We start from the raw sequence: 17,638 nt of genomic DNA on the forward strand, positions 1-17,638 counted from the left end.
TAGGCTCGGCTCGCCAAAAGTTGCTTCAAATGGAATTGTTGATTGGGTGTTTAATTGTTCTTGTCCAAAATCCATAGACTAGTCATGATTATGTAGTTTGAGCAAACGATCAGCCTTTATTTTAGCTTCTTGCTCAAGAAAAAATTTGCTGACCCCGGGAATTAATTTTAACCAACCGGTAATAACTTCAATTATTTTTTTTAACTTAACTGTGGCTGATGATAATAAAGAATTAATTTCTTTAGCAGTTTGCTCACCAGTCACCCGAAACTTTACTTTATCAGCTTCAGGTAGCTTAAAATAAATCTCTGAGAGATCTTCTTCCAAGATACGTTCAATATCAGCCAGGCGTTGAGCTTCGACTGGATTGGTGGTTGAACTAACTGACTGCGTACCTATGTTTGTTGGCAAAACTGCCTTCTCGGCCGATTCTGTGGCCTCTGAGCCAGCTTTATTGGCCTGAACTTCAGGCGAGGCGACACGTTCAAGATCAGTCCCTTCTGTAGTTGGAGCTTTGGATTGTTCGGGCTTAATTACTATCTGTTCAGCCATAGAAATATACTTCTTATTCTATAAGAATTATTACTTACATTATACAAAAAATTGCCCTTAAGAGCAATTGCAAAATCAGGAACAAAAATTATAAAATTAAAAACTACAAAACTATAATGAAAACTAGATTTTCCTAATCTTCACCCCATCAGGATGATCTTCAATACTATAGCCTAATTTCTGAATTTTGGTTCGCAAAACATCAGAAGTTGCCCAGTCTTGATCAAGACGAGCTCGTTCTCGCTCAGCGGCTAATTCACGAATTTCAGAAGGAATCTCTTCTGCTAGATTATTGGTTCTAATTAAATCCAAACCAAGAACAGTATCAAACGATTGAATAGTCCCCAGTTTAATTTCGGAATTAAGATCTGACTTAAGTAAGCCCTGCAAAATAGCTACCGCTTGCGGCATATTAAGGTCATCATTAACTGCAGTAGTAAATTGCTCGGAAAATGATGAGTCAATCTCCCCTATCTGAGCGCCTAAATTCTCTATAGATCGTCTTACATTACTTAAAGCAGTGGCAGCTTGTCCAAGCATTTCCGGTTTATACGTCATTGGTTTGCGATAGTGTGTTAGCAAACAGGCATAACGAAAAGCTAATGGTTCAACTTTTTCTTCTTCCGTCACTTTTTCTAATAGCAATATATTGCCCTCACTTTTGGCCATTTTCTCAGAGTCACTGATATTTAATAAAGCACCATGTAGCCAATAATTGAAAAACTTTTGATTCGTGGCTGCTTCAGATTGAGCAATTTCATTAGTATGATGGATATTTATATGATCAATACCTCCACAATGAATATCAAGATGATCTTTTAGAAAATGCAGACTCATTGCCGAGCATTCAATATGCCAACCGGGGAAACCTTTTCCCCATGGTGATTCCCATTCCATTTGTCGTTTCTGATCTTTTGGAGAAAACTTCCACAAGGCAAAATCAGTAGCATTTTTTTTCTCATCATTTTTTTCAACCCGAGCACCTTCTTTAAGTTCATCTAAGTTAAGATGACTTAATTTATTATAATCAGCAAATTTTGAAGTATCATAATATACACCGTCAGAAGTTTGATAGGTATAGCCTTTTTCTTGTAAGATTGTAATCAAATCAATTTGTTCAGAAATATAGTCAGTAGCTTTGCACCAAACAGCCGGTTCAATAATATTAAGGGCTATTAAATCTTTTTTGAATTGAGCCAAATAAAAATCAGCAATTTCCCAAGCTGTTTTGCCTTCCCTAGCCGCTCCTTTCTCCATTTTATCTTCTCCCATATCTTGATCACCAACTAAATGTCCAACATCAGTAACATTCATGATATGCTCAACTTGGAAATTATTATAGAGCAAAGTTCTTTTTAAAAAATCTTCAAATATATACGTCCGCAGATTGCCAATATGAGCATAGTGGTACACTGTCGGACCACAGGTATATAACCCAACCGGTGAGGCGATTGATTTGAATTCTTCTTTACTTCGACTGAGTGTATTATAGAGAAACAAAGACATGAGATCTAACATCCTAGTTGATTAACTGGATGAGTTTATGTAAATAAATATAAGAAAATAATCGCTACTCGCTAACAACGCGCCAGCTATCATTATAAAGATTACCAGCCACGATATGTAATGCTCCATTGTGAACTACTATACCAGTAGCATGTCTAGCTCCAGGATATTGTTCTTTATGCCAAGTAATTCCATCACTACTAGAATACAGCCCTTCTTGATTTACTGAAGAATATCCTCCCATCAAATACCACATTTTATTGTCAAAGACTACACCATTAGGATAAATTGATCTCATTGCACTAGGTAATGTAGCAATAAGCGTCCAATTAGCTCCATCATCAATACTTTTATATACAGTCTGATTATAATTATCAGTTCCACCAGAATAATACCTACCACCGCCCATCATATACAAATCACCATTAAATGAGTACATAACGCCAGCAGAAAAATTTGCAATCGGTAGATCTCCTGTTTTTTCAAATTGATCAGTTATCTCATTATATCGAAGAATATCTGTATGCATGGTTGGGGTTAATCCAAAATCAGATTGGCCACCAGCAATATAAAAAGATCCTTCATGAATTGTCCAAGCATATAAACCTCTTGTACCAGCGGCACTACCCCAATCTGCTGTACGCTGTGTCCATCCACCAGCAGTTGTGTATGTCCACACATCTTTGCTCAAAGTGTCAGCATCACCTCCAAACATCCACATTTTTGAATCTTTTACACCCATAGCTACATGATGACGGACTGACCAAGATGCATTTGCATTTTGTGTCCACGTAATACCATCAGCACTTTGCCAATCAGTATCTGTACTACCTGATCCAGGAAAAATTCCAGTATTCCAACCACCTAGTAAGCGTAGATTACCCTCAAATGATAGAAGAGAGACTCCATCCATAGCCGGAAACTCTGTATTACTATCTAATAATTCTAAACTATAAGGGGTTACATATGGGCTATACGATTGAAGATCAATGTCGTAATAATTAGAAATATTATTACTAATTGCCTGTACTTGAGCTTCCGTTAATCCGCCGGTATAGTAAATTTGTTCTGCAAGTTTAGTAGCTACACTCAACGATGGGTCTTCTGAAACTAGCCTATTAAAACTAATGGGGTTATTATTCCCAAGATCATACCAGCCAACAATTTCGCCATTTATGGAAAGTGAGGCCCACTTGCTATCAACTCTTCGGATATGTGCAAGTAACCAAGAATTCTTGGGTATAGTGTATGTAATAAAATCATTAGCAGCTGCGCGACCATGAGAAACTGTTGTGGCATCGTAATAAAGCAAATCAGCCCAAGTACCTCCATTATTACCACCAAGTAGAAAACCACTATTTATATTATTTAGATTGAATACACCAAAGATATCATAGGTTGTTCCGAGAGTCTGGCTTGTGAACGACATATCCTTACCTGCTGCATTTAACAAAGTAGGTTTACTATTAACCTGATTTAATTCAACCAGTAATTGACTACCATTAGTTGTTTGAACAGCGTTCACACCGTTATTACTTTGATCATACCAGGTACGAACAGCTCCTGACCCACCTCCCACGAATGTAGAGAAAGCACTTGTGTCATAATCTCCAGCGTTAAATCCAATATCTGACAATCCATTATCAGACGATCGACGAATTTGTGTGGCTGGACCAAGATAGTCACTTCTTAATTTTCTATTTGAATATGCGAGTAAAGGAGAAACAACTAAATCAGCCAAATAATTTGATATAACTAGAGCTTTATTAGCAGCAAGGTTAGTTGCCGGAACAAAATTTGTCATTGCATTCCCCGCTTGATCAGCTATTGTTCCCGCAATTGATGAAACTGTTAAATCAGCCGAACTATCAGTGAATTGCACAGTGTAATTACAAGTCCCAGTACTTGAATTTGTTGCCGTAAAAGTACAGCTAGAATCAACATCACCAGTCTCCAAAGTTACCGTTATACTTCCGGTTGAAGTTATAGCCTCAGAAAATGTTACATCAATATCTATAACTTCATTATCGCCATAGGTACCATTAGTTTTATCAGAAGTAATGTTAGTTATAGTTGGCGCAGTTGTATCAATCACAAATGAAGAAATTGTGATTATATTTGAAATATTGCTTGCAGAATCAGTAACCTTTAAAGTACAGGTATTATATGTTCCATCAGCTAGTGCTGAAAATACAATAATATTCAAACCAACCGTCGCTAGAACAGTTACACTTGTACAACTTCCTGTGTAAGTGATCGTTCCGGCTTCATCAGATGTAAAAACATACGAAGGGGTATTGTCACTACCCGGAGTTACAACTGGCGTCACTTCGGAAATAATTGGGGCAGTTGAGTCAATAACTACTGTCGGCGTGCTTCCTCCGCTACGGAGAACAATAGTATTAATTCTAAATGCGGGAATAGTAAGTATATTTGATTGAAGACCCTTGGCATCAATAACTTTCACTGTACAACCAGAATATAGACCATCAGATAATGAATTTAATGTAATAGTATTTACACCAACAATTACTAGAGTGGTTGAGCTTGAACAGCTACCTCCATAAATAATTGATCCTGCACTATCAGTTGAAAAAGTATAATTAGGAGTTTTATCAGCAGTTTGGACTGGGATGGCCGTAACTTCAGAGATGACTGGAGCCTTTAATACTTCTTTTGGTACTACCTCGGAAAGATCGACAATCTTTTTAAAAGTTACAGGATCTACTTTACCAGTTTGCTTTATTTTTTGTGAAGATTGAAAAGCAATCACTGCCTTTTTTGTTATTTCTCCAAAATATCCAGTTAATGTTGGATACGTAAAGAATCCCTTATTCTTTAGAAATAATTGCAAACTTTTTACATCTTCACCTCGAAGACCAATATATAATTCTCTTTCTAAAGCTTTGACTTTAGTAGAACTAGGTGGCTTGACCTCAGAAGTATTTACATTACTTGTTGGCTTACTAATCGAGTTAAGTACTTTGAGAGTTTTCGGTCCTACTCGTCCGTAACCACTATCTTCTAAGCTATTCGTTACAATCTTTTTGCTAACTTGAAATTTTTTTACTGCCTCCTTGGTCACCAAGCCAAAATATCCTGTAATTGAGTCATGATTAAAAAAATCAGCCTCTTTTAAGGTTTGTTGAAGAGCCGAAACATCAGCTCCAAAATCACCATAGGAAAGCTCCCTATTAAAAGTATAAGCAGAAGCGTTGCTCAAAGATGGACTAAATATAATAAATAATAAGACTAGAAGTAGAATTTTTTTGCTCATAATATAGCTATAATAATAGCATATTCTCATTAAACAACCAAGTTTCTGGTATTTCAAATATACACTTAAAAAAGTATCTTCAAAATAACCAATTTCTTGATGTTTAATTCAAGCAAAAGAAGTGGTTGACGCTAGAATAAATTTGCTGACCTTCTAACCTAAAACCAAAAGAAGAATATATTCTTCCAGATAATGGAGCCACCCATCGGGATCGAACCGATGACCCACGGTTTACAAAACCGTTGCTCTACCAGCTGAGCTAGGGTGGCGAATTGCACAATACACTTGACTATATACCATTTTAGATAATCAATCAAGTATAATTATTAATGAAAGCAGTTGACAGATACTCAAAAAACATCTATAGTGATGCTTTGCTCATTATTATTCTAAAATCAAAAAATTAACCTTCCATGGAGAAAAAAAACAATGAAATAGGCAAGATCGCAAAAAGTCACAAAAAAATATCCATGTTGCAAGAAATAACTGGAAACTTTGGGGTTTGCCTTCCTTTCGGTTTGAGTGTACTCTTCCCGATAATATATACCTGGCTTAATTTGAAAATGACGTATGTAATACAAATTGGACTTGGCATTTTTGTAACCTGGTTTTTCGTTTATTTTCTTCATCTAGGGATTACCACCTATCAAACCATAAAAGAGGATAAATGGATAATAAAGATTATGAGCATTATCCAACCAATATATCTTTCTTTAGGAGCGATAAATGTCCTGCTATATACTTATTACAATCACAGCAAAAATTTAGATTTTCTTGAATTGCAGAATGTCATTAAGATGTCATTTCTGCTGGTGATGGGCATAATTGCATTTAGTTCAAAACTTCTCTTCAATTTCAGAAAGAACTGAAAGCATGTACTCCCAAAAAGAGTTTCCCCACTGAGTTATGACACATTAGTGGGGATTTTTATTTTTTATGGCTGGAATAATAGTCTAGAAAAGTATTATAATAATAATCAGTAGAATTAATTGACAAATACATTTTTTATGATTACTGTAGTTTTTAGAACATTCAAAATTTCAATCTAAACAATTTAAACGGAGGTTTATAATGAAACACTTTCTTCGCTTTCCAATAACTACCACCTTTCTCTTTGTGGCTAGTTACCTTGTAGGGGGATCCTACGTTATAAAAATCATACTCAGAAATTCTAGTAACTCTGGGAATGATGTCTCAAACGGCTTGGTAGCGGTGGCCTGTCTGATTATTTCACTCTTTTTTTATTACATCATAATAACATCAGCAAAAGAACCTCCGCTCTACCAAAAACTTTCAATATATATTTACTCTATAAGCAGCTTTTTAGTTCCGTTGCTATATCTGTTACTAATTCTAAATAATCCAATCACAGCTAATGATTGGGTTGATATAGCATTACTAGCATTACTAATATTTCATTCTACGGCAGTTGGAGCATTTTTGATTGAATTTATTATTAATGATAAAAAATATAAATCACAAAATTTCGAATCCAGAATACATTCATGATGTTAGAATGTAAAAAATTAAAAAAAGCCAGCTAATTTCTTGTCTAACAACTTAAATTTAAATAGCGACTCCTAGAAGCCGCTATTATTTTTTTTGAAAATTTTTTCTTATTCCGAATCTTCCAGCATTCTCGAATGTAGTTTGTATACATCATCTGATATATACTCAAGAATTTTTATATTCTCCGGGTATTGGATGAATAATCCAAACTTTAATTGCCTTTTTTCATTATCAATTAAATCAATAACTGGTGAAATTGAAGAAGAATGTGACTGTCTTCCGATCAAAGAGTTTAGTAGCATAACTCTTTCTGTAGCTATTCTACTAACAAACAGCAAAAAATTTTCTTGTTCAAATTTAAAGTTCTCATCCTTATTACTTCTGAATATGCGATCAGATTCTTCAAAGGAAGATTCAAGATCACGTGACTTTAGAAGAATCATTTTTCCAAGATTTACTTGCCAAGTTAGACCATTATCACTAATCCCTAGTTCATCCGGCAAGAAATAAAATTTAACTGACATGGCTTCATTGTTTTGGTTTATAATATGTAAAATTGTGGTGAAGTGCGTGACTCAATTTTACCAGTTTCCAGATTCCTAAAAAGAAATTTAATCTCGTGTAACTCCAAGATATTTATTTCTTGCGGATATTCTTTTTGCAGTTGTTGTTTTAGTTTTTGGATATTTTCATCAGATATCTTATCACTTTCACAATAACAGCTAAAGATATCTTGAGAAAATAAAAAGTTATTAGCCTTATTATCTTCATAAAGACTAATAGCTTCTGAAAAAGCCTCCTCCTGATTTTGTGCTTTTAAAAGTTGTCTCTCATTTGGATAAGGCTTCCAGGACAAAACGTCATTACAAACTAACTTGATAGAAACATAGTAGTATCCCATGACATTGTTATTTGATTTGGTTTGAAATTATGTTGATTTTAAAGTTCAAAGTAGAGATTAATGTAAAATTTTTACTTTAATCGATACCTTTTAAAGAAAAGTTTTTTCTTTAATTGTGCATCCAGCAGGATTCGAACCTGCGACCATCGCCTTAAAAGGGCGCTGCTCTACCAACTGAGCTATGGATGCGAAAATAAATTATACTCTATAATACAGAATTATATATTTGTTAGCAAGCCCAACCTCTTATATAATACTGCCTTCTACCTGTCTATAGACTGCGACAGTAAAAGCGGACATATATACAAAGTGGCAATTAATCAAAGGTGCTTATAAGAAAATCGCCACCAAGGCAAAAAGCACTTCTGCATCATACTGAAATCCCTTGAAAAAATCAAGGGATTAAGAAAAGGCCTATTTTTTGATAATCGCAAGAGAAATAACTATTCGCAAAGCAATTAGATTGAAGTAATAACAAAGCGGACCAAGGCGTATGAAGTAAAGATAACAACTAGTCCCAGTATTGCCCAAACAATAATATCACGGCCTTTTTTTATTTTCTCGCTACTACCCGCTGCCAACATCCAGGTAAACCCTCCATAGATAACCATTAGCAAAGCTAAAGAGCCAATAACACCTAATACAGCGCTAATGATCTTTCCAATAAGCGTTGGAACATCACTGCTACCAATAGGGTTGGTGAGGGAGACGGTTTTAGCTGAATTTGGGTCATTACCACCAGGTGGATTTCCGCCCGGAATATCACTGTCCGGTAGAGCAAAAGTTAGTCCTGGAAGCATTAATAAAATGAATAGGCAGACTCCTAATATTATTTTAATTCTCTTTATTTCCATATATTTATTTTATACTTCTATTATATCAAAAAATATACAAAGAAAAAAGCGCCGGCAAGATTTCTACCAGGCGCTTATTATTCAACTCAATATTTATTATTCTATCCATGCCCTGATGCTTATATCATCCTCGGCAACTACAACCGCTTTTCCTCCCCATTTAAAATAGTGGGAATTAATTCCGGCCGTTTTACCTATCATATCTTCTTTAGTTGGCTGGTAGTCATAGGTGGTTCTTTCTACCACTGAAAAATCACCAGAGCTTTCAAAAATAATTTTCGATTCATCCGGAAACGAAAGTAGGGTTTTTCTTTCACCTTTTTTTAGATGGAAAACCTTTTCTTTTTTTGTATCAGAGTACTGATTGTTTTCTTGCTTATCAGACTCATTACTTTCTTCCTTCTTTTCATTAGCATGCTTGAAAAGAAAATTTTGAATATCTTTGTACAGATTATCATTCTTTTCAATTGCTTTAGCCATATCAAGCATCGTACTAATATTCTTGTCAATTCTTTGACCTATACTCTTTGTAAGACTGGTATCTGCCCCTTGTCTCATGTATGATACTTGTAGACTAGTCAGAGAATCATTTTCTTTTTGTAGCCTTGTAAAGTGTATCTTCGCATCCATACTGGGCTTGAAGTCATCAAAATTATTTAGGTCTCTATTCTTTCTATTTGAAACTATGGTATCAGTAGTAACCGGGAAATATTTGCAAAAGACATATTGTCCTGTCAAAATTATAATTGCAAAAATTAAAAACCCAGTAATTCCAAAGGTTTTACCATAACTTTTTTTTAAGTTATATGATAAGACCCCAATTACTCCTAATAGTATTACCGGAATAATTATATACCAGGCATCGATATTCTCTTTAAACGACTGAGCAATTACCGCACAAGCGATAATCGCAAAAATTACAATTACTATGTGTGACTTAAAACTCTGATAAAATTGTTTCATTATTCTTCTTTTTTTTAGTTTGGTTTAAAAATTTTTACTAACATCCTCGGCAACAACTCCATCACAAATTCAGCAAGTATATCAATACTGAATAATGTACCAAGGCCATACTTCCCACTAACACCCCGTTTAGTAGGTTCATCTTGCTTAATAGATGAAGAGCTACCTGTTGAAGCAGTGTTAATATTTCTTATGTCATCAATCGTACTTTCTAGAAATGGATCTCCGACTGAATCAGAGGCCGGATTATTCAACTTTTTCATTACTATATTCCATGCTTCTAGGCACTCTTCTCTAAATGCAACTGGTACATAAAGGAATGATGCTATTGAAAAAATGAATGTTCCAAACCAGAAATATCGTTCCCAATTACTTGAAGGAACTTCGGGCTTACTAATTAAAGCATCACCAAATCCGATTAGAAAACAGACAATCCATAACACAACTGATGTTAATAACATGATCCCGCAAAGTTTGTTATTTCTCCTTGCTTTTCGCTTTGCTTCTGTATCTGGTTCCGCTTCTCTTTTAAGCTCAATATGAGCAGTCTTACGTATACCTGAAACTCTTGCACTCACTTTTATTTCCTGTCCTGGAGATAGTTGATCAGGGATACTTAGAGTACAAATTCCTTCAGTGTTTGTGGTTACGGCCTTCTTCTTTAGTAACCAAAAAAAAGTTACTTTTCTTCCACCTACTCCGTTACCCCTCTCATCGGTAACAGTAGCGTTCACGATTGCATCTCCAGTATCATTATCAACAACACCGTTAATATCAAGGTGTTCCGGGTCAACACTTGGCGTTTTTCTTAGCTTTTCCAAACTGACACTAAAACTTTTTTCTTCAACTCTACCCTTGAGAAAAATTCTTAGGTTGATACTTTTACCGGCTTCTTTTAATTCTGGCTCATAGGTGAATCCTGCAATACCCATGTCATCTGTTGTGCTTACTCCTATCATTTCAGTAGCTTTTTTAAGAACAACATCTATTGACGGGACTGCATTGCCATTTAATGTTACTCTTGCCTCAATTGGAATAATAAAATTTGATGAATCTGGATCAATTCTACCTATGTCTAATTTTATTTCCCATTTAGGCGTGGTAGGGGCTTGTGTACTTTGATTGTTTTTAGCCATTATAGCTTCTCCTTTTATTTTATGATTAATTTTAAAATTTCTTTCCAAAATTCTGTAATATACAATTATATCACTTTTGTCATATATTGTCAATAGCATGGCTTATATGCTAAAATAAGGCTATGATTAGCCATATTTTAAAATATATTATTTAATTCCACCTATAAATAAAGAAAATACTACATACATCTGTCATCCCCGACTTGGTCGGGGATCTCGTGAATAATAGGAAATATTAATTTTATTCAGATCCCCGCCTACGCGGGGATGACGTATTAAAATAGCGGGGATGACAGAAGAAAATCATGGATGACATTTATATTATAAATCTGGGCTAGATCCCCGCCTTCGCGGGGATGACAGAAAAATAACGGGGATGACAGCAACATTAAACCTTTAAACATTATAACCTTATAACTATAACGCTATTCCAAATGCGCTCTCTCTTCCCAATCCCCTAGCTGCTTACGAACCGCTGGATAATTTTTAAGCGTTGCATCTGCTTCAATTAAATCCAAAGCAGCTTCCCGAGCTTTCTTAATTAATTCAAGATCATAAAAATTTGCCATCTTTAATTCTGGAAAACCTTTTTGTTCAAGACCATAGACTTCCCCTGGTCCACGAAACTTCAAGTCAGCTCGAGCTAAATCAAAACCACTATCAAAATGTAAAAGGGCTGATAATCGCTCTTGAGACTTTGGATCAGTAGTTTCGGTCATAAGAAAACAATATGATTGATAAACACTGCGACCAACACGACCTCGGTACTGATGTAATTGTGCCAATCCAAATCGATCAGCATCTTCAATCATCATCACAGTAGCATTTGGAATATCAACACCAATTTCAATCACTGAAGTAGCGATTAATAATTGAATTTTCCCAGAAGAAAACTCTTGCATCACGTGTTCTCGTTGTTCTGCTTTTAATCGACCATGTAATAGTCCAACTGTAAAATCTTTAAAAACTCCCTGATCCAGTCGCTTAAATTCAGAATTTACTGAACGCACACCAAGTTTGTCTGAGGGTTCAATTAAAGGACAAACGATAAAGGCCTGACGACCACTGGAAAGTTCATTGGCAATAAAAGCATAGGTGCTCTCACGATCAGTTTCTCCGGAGAGTTTGGTAATAATCTTTTTTCGTCCCACCGGCATCTGCTTGATGATAGAAATATCCAAATCACCATACATTGCCAAAGCCAAACTTCGTGGAATGGGAGTTGCGGTCATGGACAGTAGATGAGGCATCTCGCCTTTCGCAACTTTTGCCGTTAAGAGTCCACGTTGTTCAACACCAAAACGATGCTGCTCATCAATAATCGCCAACGCTAAATTATTAAAGCTAACAGCTTCTTGTATTAAACTATGGGTGCCGATAATAACCATTGCTTCACCAGAAGCAATACTAGCAAGCATTTCTTTTTTGGGAATTTTGGCTGTTTCTTCCCCTGGTAATTTTATGAGCTGATAACTACGAGTGAAGAGAGCGATTGCAAAATTACAATCTTTGAAAATTGTTTCGGTCAAGGTTTTAAAATGCTGAAAGGCCAAAATCTCCGTTGGAACCATTAAAGCTGTTTGCTGACTGTTTAAAGCAGCATTGTAAGCTGCAAGACTGGCCACAATAGTTTTTCCAGAACCAACATCACCTTGAAGCAATCGCAACATTGGTTTAGTTTTTCCCATATCTTGAATAATCTCCCAGGCACTTTTTTTCTGATCAGTTGTTAAATCAAAAGATATACCCTGAACAAATGTCTTAGTTGCTTCCTCATTAAAAATAACTTCCGGAGCGATTAAACTTAGAAATTCCTGACGCTGTTTTTGCGCCCGCAGTTGTAATAGAAATAATTCATTAAATCCCAGACGATCTTTAGCTGATTTCAAGTCTTCAACACTTTTTGGAAAATGAATATTTCGAATAGCTAAAGCCAGGCTCTCTAATTTATACTTCTGTATCACTGCTTCAGGTACCCAATCTAAAACTGAATCGGCTAGAACGACAATCTGAGCTATGGCTGAACGTAATTGTTTTTGACTAATTGATGAGGTCAAATGATACATCGGAATAATCCCCTGCGTATGAATCGCCTTTCCACTAGAAACTTTTTCATACACTGGTGACGTCATCACTAATCCGGTAAAATCTTCTGTCACGCGACCGGCTAACGACAAATGATCACCAACTCGCAGTGACCTTGTCAAAAACGGTTGATTAAACCAAATCACTCGGAGCATTTCAGTGCCATCACTGATCAAGGCTTCGGTAATGTTCATCCGTCGACGTGGGCTTCGTTTATTTTGGATTAATTCTAGTTGCCCAGTAACAGTAACTGTTTGTCCTACCTCTAAATCAGCAATCTTTACTGTCTCTCGTAAATCATCATAGCGAAAGGGAAAATAATATAATAAGTCAGCCACAGTCTGTAAATCCAGACGTCGCAAATTTGAGGCCGTCACTGTCCCCACTCGCTTTAATTCTGTTAGAGACGTTGAAATGTCCATAGAGTTATATATAGATAACGATACAGAATACGGTCAGAAAAATCAAAAACCCCTGAAGAATAGTCAGAGGGTTTTGAGTTTAATATTGTACGCAAATTCACGTCTTCTCTTTTTTGCACCAGACCCCGCAGACGCAGGAATGACAGTAATAAATACTACTTTATAACTTTTAACTTTAAAACCTTTTACTGGTATTTGTGTCTCCGGTAGGAATCGAACCTACATTTTAAGATCCGCAATCTCATGTCCTATCCATTGAACGACGGAGACGAATGCCTAATATAAATAAGACAAGATGACTATATCATACTATATAAAATTTGTCACCGGGTCTCTGCTATGTTCAAAAACAGCTAATTGATTACAGCCAAGCTGGAATTTACTATAGCGCTTTACACTAAATTTATTCAGAACTGCCAATTTAGTAATCTCGGCTTTGGTCCAATAATGTTTATGTTCAGCAATATTATCTTTTTCCAGAAAACCAACTCGAGCTAATAATTCCAGAATGGGTTTGGCCAAAGGTGTTGGGGTAGTTAAGAATATTCTACCACCTGGCCTGAGAATGGTTTTAAATGTATTAAAAATTTTAAATACTTCATCCATTTCAATATGTTCAACCACGGCTAAAGCGATAATCGTATCGCAACTAGTTTTGTCCATTATTGAATGATCATAGTTTACAAGCAGATATGTTCCACTCACATATTTTTTTAGCTCACCCTTATTACCACCAAAATCCATGACATCACCAACCAAATATGGTTTTACCATTTTAAAACGATAATTCTGAAGAAATTTTTCTAAAAAAAGAGAGGCAGCGATCATACTATGATATGTTTATATTTAATATATAACTAACAAATAAAATTCTTACCAACGTCCTCCCCCTCCTCCGCCAAAACCACCACCAGAAAATCCTCCACCCCTAGAACCAGACCCGCTTGATATAGTTGCAATGCTTCTTGATACCTCAGAAGAGAAGCTTGTAATACCTTGAGTAAATGAATCTACATTAAACATAGCTGTACCAATATACCACGAACCAATAGTTGGTTGAATATGCATTTCTTTCATAGCGTTAACCAATCTATCAGTCACTCCAAAAACCATAGCATATGGCAACACTTGCATAAAAATATTTTCTTTTTCAAAAAATGGTTGTCGATATTTTTCTGTACCACTAACAAATAGTTTATAACCCAGTGCTTGACGATATATTTCACGTCCATAGGCAGTGCGCTTTGGCATATATGATGATAAACAAGCCAGTATGATAATAGATAAAACAGCTCCAAGAGAAAAGCCCAAACTTATCCAATAAACCATACTATGTCCAAGAGAGGAAAGAAACATTCCAAACAAAATAATACAAAGTCCACCAAAGATAATTGTCAATGTGCCGGCGGATACCAAATATTGTTTTCTTATTGAATCTGGATTAGCAAAAAACAATTTTTTCTCAGTAACTGAAGCATAGATACTTTTTTTTATGGCTGAAATTTGAGCCAGAAAATCTTTTCGCTTCGACGTGGAAAGTTCATATAACAAAGCGGGCAAGCCTACCGGTGGCATCTGAGGTAACTCTGATAATCTAATAGTTTTATCTTCAGAAAATAATGATTCCAAAATTAATTTTTCATAAGGCAATAAATCATCTGTAGACTTCTCGAGACGATCAAGTTGATAATCTGGCTCGGAAACTTTAGTATCTTTATTTCTATCAGTAATAGTCAGATAGCCTTTAATTGCTAGATCAACAATCGTCGCACTAATATCTCGTGCTTCTGATTTTTCATCAACTAAAACAGCGATTTCAGCCGGTCGTAAATTCAGAGGCGGCTCATACTCTACCCCAATTGGTTCATGAGCACCAAATAATGGCATTGTTACTTCTTGTTGGTCAGGATCATGTAAACTTTTGCGGTTATAATAACTATCACGACCATTACGCCACCAGAGTCTAATTAAAAATATTAAAGCAGGGATAAAGGTTAGTAAAAAACTAAATAATACTGCTTTTTGTACTTGTGGCTGATCAATGGTTAAGGGTTTAGGTATTGTAATAAGTGGTACGGTATCTTTTGGAAATCCAACAGCAATCGTTAATCCTTCATTAGGCGCCAAATACCGCGGGCTAGAATATAGAATTTCCCCATTGCCCCTATCTTCTACACAAGTCTCTTTTGAACCACGTGGTCCAAAATAGCAAGCAGTTTGGTTAAACCCTCCAGATGTAATTGAAACTACTGCTTGAACAGAAGCCATTGAAACATCCCAATCATTACCTGTAACATTCCAATATAATTCATCATAATTCGAATATGCTTTTATAACTCCTCGCACAGTATAATTAATAATATATCTTTTTTTCCCAGAGATTAACGTTTCCGGATCACCAATTTTTATCTCAACCTTGCCCTGAGGATAGATTGTAGTATACTCAACATTTTTTTCACCATCACTAACAAATTTAACATCTATCTCAGTATATTGTTTATCGCCATTTTCTTGCTTATAAACTATTGGTATATATCGATAAATTCCATGAGATTCTTCAAAAAATGCTACATCAATAATTTCGGTTACTTCAACGCTACCATCCTGTTGAATCTTAATAGCACTGTCAAAACTATCGACAGTATAACCTCCCTCGGCCTGAACCTGCGAGAACGGAAATAGAAAAATAATAGAAATTAACACGAAAAAAAGTTTTTTCATATGTAGGTTACTATGAGCACTGTAAAATATTACCCATCCCAATAATTTCTGCCTGTTTGTAATGCCTCAAAATAGGTTGGAAGTGCGCTAAACAATGGACTAGGAAGATTATCTATTTCATACCATCCCCATTCCTCAATTTTGTCTGGCTCCATAATTTCTGGCTCACCACTCTTCCAATCGGCGATTAAACCAATGTCAACATAATGTTTTGGTGCATAGTCTTTTAAATTTAAAAGACGAAGAAAGCGAATATTATTAATTTCCATACCTGTTTCTTCTTGAACTTCACGTTTGGCACAATCCTCAAATGATTCCATATACTCAAGATGTCCACCAGGCCAAGCATATTCACCTGCTCCATGTGAGCTTTTTCTTTTTCCCAATAATACTTTTCCGTCTTTAAATATCATTACACCAATTCCGACTCTTATTTGTTGCTCTTGATTCAAAGACATAAATATTATTAATATTATTGAAGCTTCGTAAGATAGTTAATAATCATTTCTCTAACCTCGGGATTAAAACTAATATATATTTCTTCGTATTCTTTTAATGAAACCCAACGCCACTCAGAAAACTTTTCCGGTTCCATTAGCAAAGCATCTTGCTTTGTTGTACAGTAGAATACCAAAACCACATCGCCTTCCTTGGCTCCCGGGGCCTCACCAATAAAATCCAAAATTTTCAGATCGGTAATATTTACCTCTTCGGCAACTTCTCGACGTAGGGTTTCCTCAATAGTTTCTCCTAAATCTGATCTACCTCCTGGAATTGTCCAAACTGAAATTTTTTTCCACTTATCAGGGGTATAATTGCGATATCCAACCAGAAACTTACCATCTTTCATAATTAATGCAATCGGGCAAGTTATACCATCTCCTAGCTTATTGAGATAATTATTCATGTTCATATAATACGATATATTCTACTGTTCATCAATTATAGCCTGCTTAATATACTTTAAAGGCAATTCTTTAGGAAATAAAATTTCAGGGTGAAGTTTCCAGTAGGCTCTGAATTTTTCATCATTATTGTTATATGCTCTGTCTTTCATAGCCTGACCAAAAAAATCTCGTACTTCCTTATTCTTTATTTCCCAAAACCATTCAGTGTCTGGGAGGGTTTGTAAAAATTCAGTAAGATAAGAAATAAATTGTGAGGCTGGAATTTCTTGATCCTGATAATACTGTTTTGCTTCTTCAGTATCAGCAAACATCAACCATTCACCAGCAGTAGAAACTTTAGCTTCGGGAATATTAAGCGCCTCTAAATCAATCTCCAGGGTAACGTCGCCATAATTTTCTTTTTGATGGCTAGCAAAAACATAATCGTCTCGATTTTCCTCTCTATCCATATGACCCGTACTAGTTGTTTCAAAATCATCAAGCTGAGTTGTAGTTATTAAGCCTCGTTTTACTAACTCTCGTTCACTAAGGATTGCTCCTACTTCTTGTATCTTTTCCCACTTCTCTTTAGTCGTTGTATGATAGAGCTTCAATTTTTCTTGAATTTCTTTTTCAATCATCTCACGTGATTTATCTCGATTCGGAAGATTTGTTTTTTGTAGATTTTCAATTGTCATAAACATTATGTTTTAGGTATAGAAAAATTCTTTAGATGGCATAATACACAATTTCGATAAAGCTATATTATTTTTTTGCATATACTTCTCAACTAATATATACCCCAAACGATAGCCTATCCATTTT

15 protein-coding genes and 3 tRNA genes are annotated in these 17,638 nt (G+C 35.5%); all 18 read right to left on the reverse strand.

Going from position 1 to position 17,638, the window contains the following annotated elements:
- Window positions 1-78 precede the first annotated feature (78 nt).
- Complete coding sequence (locus tag IPN41_03230; protein QQS60115.1) at window positions 79-552, reverse strand: hypothetical protein; 474 nt, start codon at window positions 550-552, stop codon at window positions 79-81.
- Window positions 553-675: 123 nt separating this feature from the next.
- Complete coding sequence (locus IPN41_03235) at window positions 676-2,058, reverse strand: cysteine--tRNA ligase (GenBank protein QQS60116.1); 1,383 nt, start codon at window positions 2,056-2,058, stop codon at window positions 676-678.
- 64 nt (window positions 2,059-2,122) lie between these two features.
- Entirely contained in the window at window positions 2,123-5,335 is a 3,213-nt protein-coding gene (locus tag IPN41_03240) for a peptidoglycan-binding protein (protein ID QQS60117.1), read from the reverse strand.
- Between the two features lie 193 nt (window positions 5,336-5,528).
- Window positions 5,529-5,604 (reverse strand) — tRNA-Thr (locus tag IPN41_03245).
- Window positions 5,605-6,951: 1,347 nt separating this feature from the next.
- A complete protein-coding gene (locus tag IPN41_03250) occupies window positions 6,952-7,368 on the reverse strand; it encodes a hypothetical protein (GenBank protein QQS60118.1) in 417 nt (138 codons plus the stop codon).
- A 17-nt stretch (window positions 7,369-7,385) separates the two neighbouring features.
- Window positions 7,386-7,745 carry a hypothetical protein gene (locus IPN41_03255; protein ID QQS60119.1) on the reverse strand — a complete coding sequence of 120 codons (360 nt, stop codon included), beginning with the start codon at window positions 7,743-7,745 and terminating at the stop codon, window positions 7,386-7,388.
- A 116-nt stretch (window positions 7,746-7,861) separates the two neighbouring features.
- Window positions 7,862-7,934: transfer RNA gene (locus IPN41_03260), tRNA-Lys, on the reverse strand.
- A gap of 269 nt (window positions 7,935-8,203) precedes the next feature.
- Window positions 8,204-8,599, reverse strand: coding sequence for a hypothetical protein (locus IPN41_03265; GenBank protein ID QQS60120.1), 396 nt, complete (start codon window positions 8,597-8,599; stop codon window positions 8,204-8,206).
- A 96-nt stretch (window positions 8,600-8,695) separates the two neighbouring features.
- Complete coding sequence (locus IPN41_03270; GenBank protein QQS60121.1) at window positions 8,696-9,562, reverse strand: hypothetical protein; 867 nt, start codon at window positions 9,560-9,562, stop codon at window positions 8,696-8,698.
- Between the two features lie 14 nt (window positions 9,563-9,576).
- Complete coding sequence (locus IPN41_03275; protein QQS60122.1) at window positions 9,577-10,746, reverse strand: hypothetical protein; 1,170 nt, start codon at window positions 10,744-10,746, stop codon at window positions 9,577-9,579.
- A 377-nt stretch (window positions 10,747-11,123) separates the two neighbouring features.
- Window positions 11,124-13,205 carry an ATP-dependent DNA helicase RecG gene (gene recG / locus IPN41_03280; protein QQS60123.1) on the reverse strand — a complete coding sequence of 694 codons (2,082 nt, stop codon included), beginning with the start codon at window positions 13,203-13,205 and terminating at the stop codon, window positions 11,124-11,126.
- A 198-nt stretch (window positions 13,206-13,403) separates the two neighbouring features.
- Window positions 13,404-13,475: transfer RNA gene (locus tag IPN41_03285), tRNA-Arg, on the reverse strand.
- A gap of 39 nt (window positions 13,476-13,514) precedes the next feature.
- Window positions 13,515-14,033 (reverse strand): methyltransferase domain-containing protein, encoded by a 519-nt coding sequence (locus IPN41_03290; protein QQS60124.1) that lies wholly within the window; start codon window positions 14,031-14,033, stop codon window positions 13,515-13,517.
- Window positions 14,034-14,078: 45 nt separating this feature from the next.
- Window positions 14,079-15,926, reverse strand: a complete 1,848-nt coding sequence (locus tag IPN41_03295; GenBank protein ID QQS60125.1) for a DUF2207 domain-containing protein — start codon at window positions 15,924-15,926, stop codon at window positions 14,079-14,081.
- Between the two features lie 29 nt (window positions 15,927-15,955).
- Entirely contained in the window at window positions 15,956-16,384 is a 429-nt protein-coding gene (locus IPN41_03300) for an NUDIX domain-containing protein (GenBank protein QQS60126.1), read from the reverse strand.
- Between the two features lie 14 nt (window positions 16,385-16,398).
- Window positions 16,399-16,839, reverse strand: coding sequence for an NUDIX hydrolase (locus tag IPN41_03305; protein QQS60127.1), 441 nt, complete (start codon window positions 16,837-16,839; stop codon window positions 16,399-16,401).
- Window positions 16,840-16,854: 15 nt separating this feature from the next.
- Window positions 16,855-17,511, reverse strand: a complete 657-nt coding sequence (locus IPN41_03310; protein ID QQS60128.1) for a hypothetical protein — start codon at window positions 17,509-17,511, stop codon at window positions 16,855-16,857.
- 12 nt (window positions 17,512-17,523) lie between these two features.
- Window positions 17,524-17,619 carry a hypothetical protein gene (locus IPN41_03315; protein ID QQS60129.1) on the reverse strand — a complete coding sequence of 32 codons (96 nt, stop codon included), beginning with the start codon at window positions 17,617-17,619 and terminating at the stop codon, window positions 17,524-17,526.
- Between the last annotated feature and the right edge of the window lie 19 nt (window positions 17,620-17,638).

It is taken from the genome of Candidatus Falkowbacteria bacterium (genome assembly GCA_016699775.1).
GTDB lineage: Bacteria > Patescibacteriota > Patescibacteriia > Patescibacteriales > Patescibacteriaceae > Patescibacterium > Patescibacterium danicum.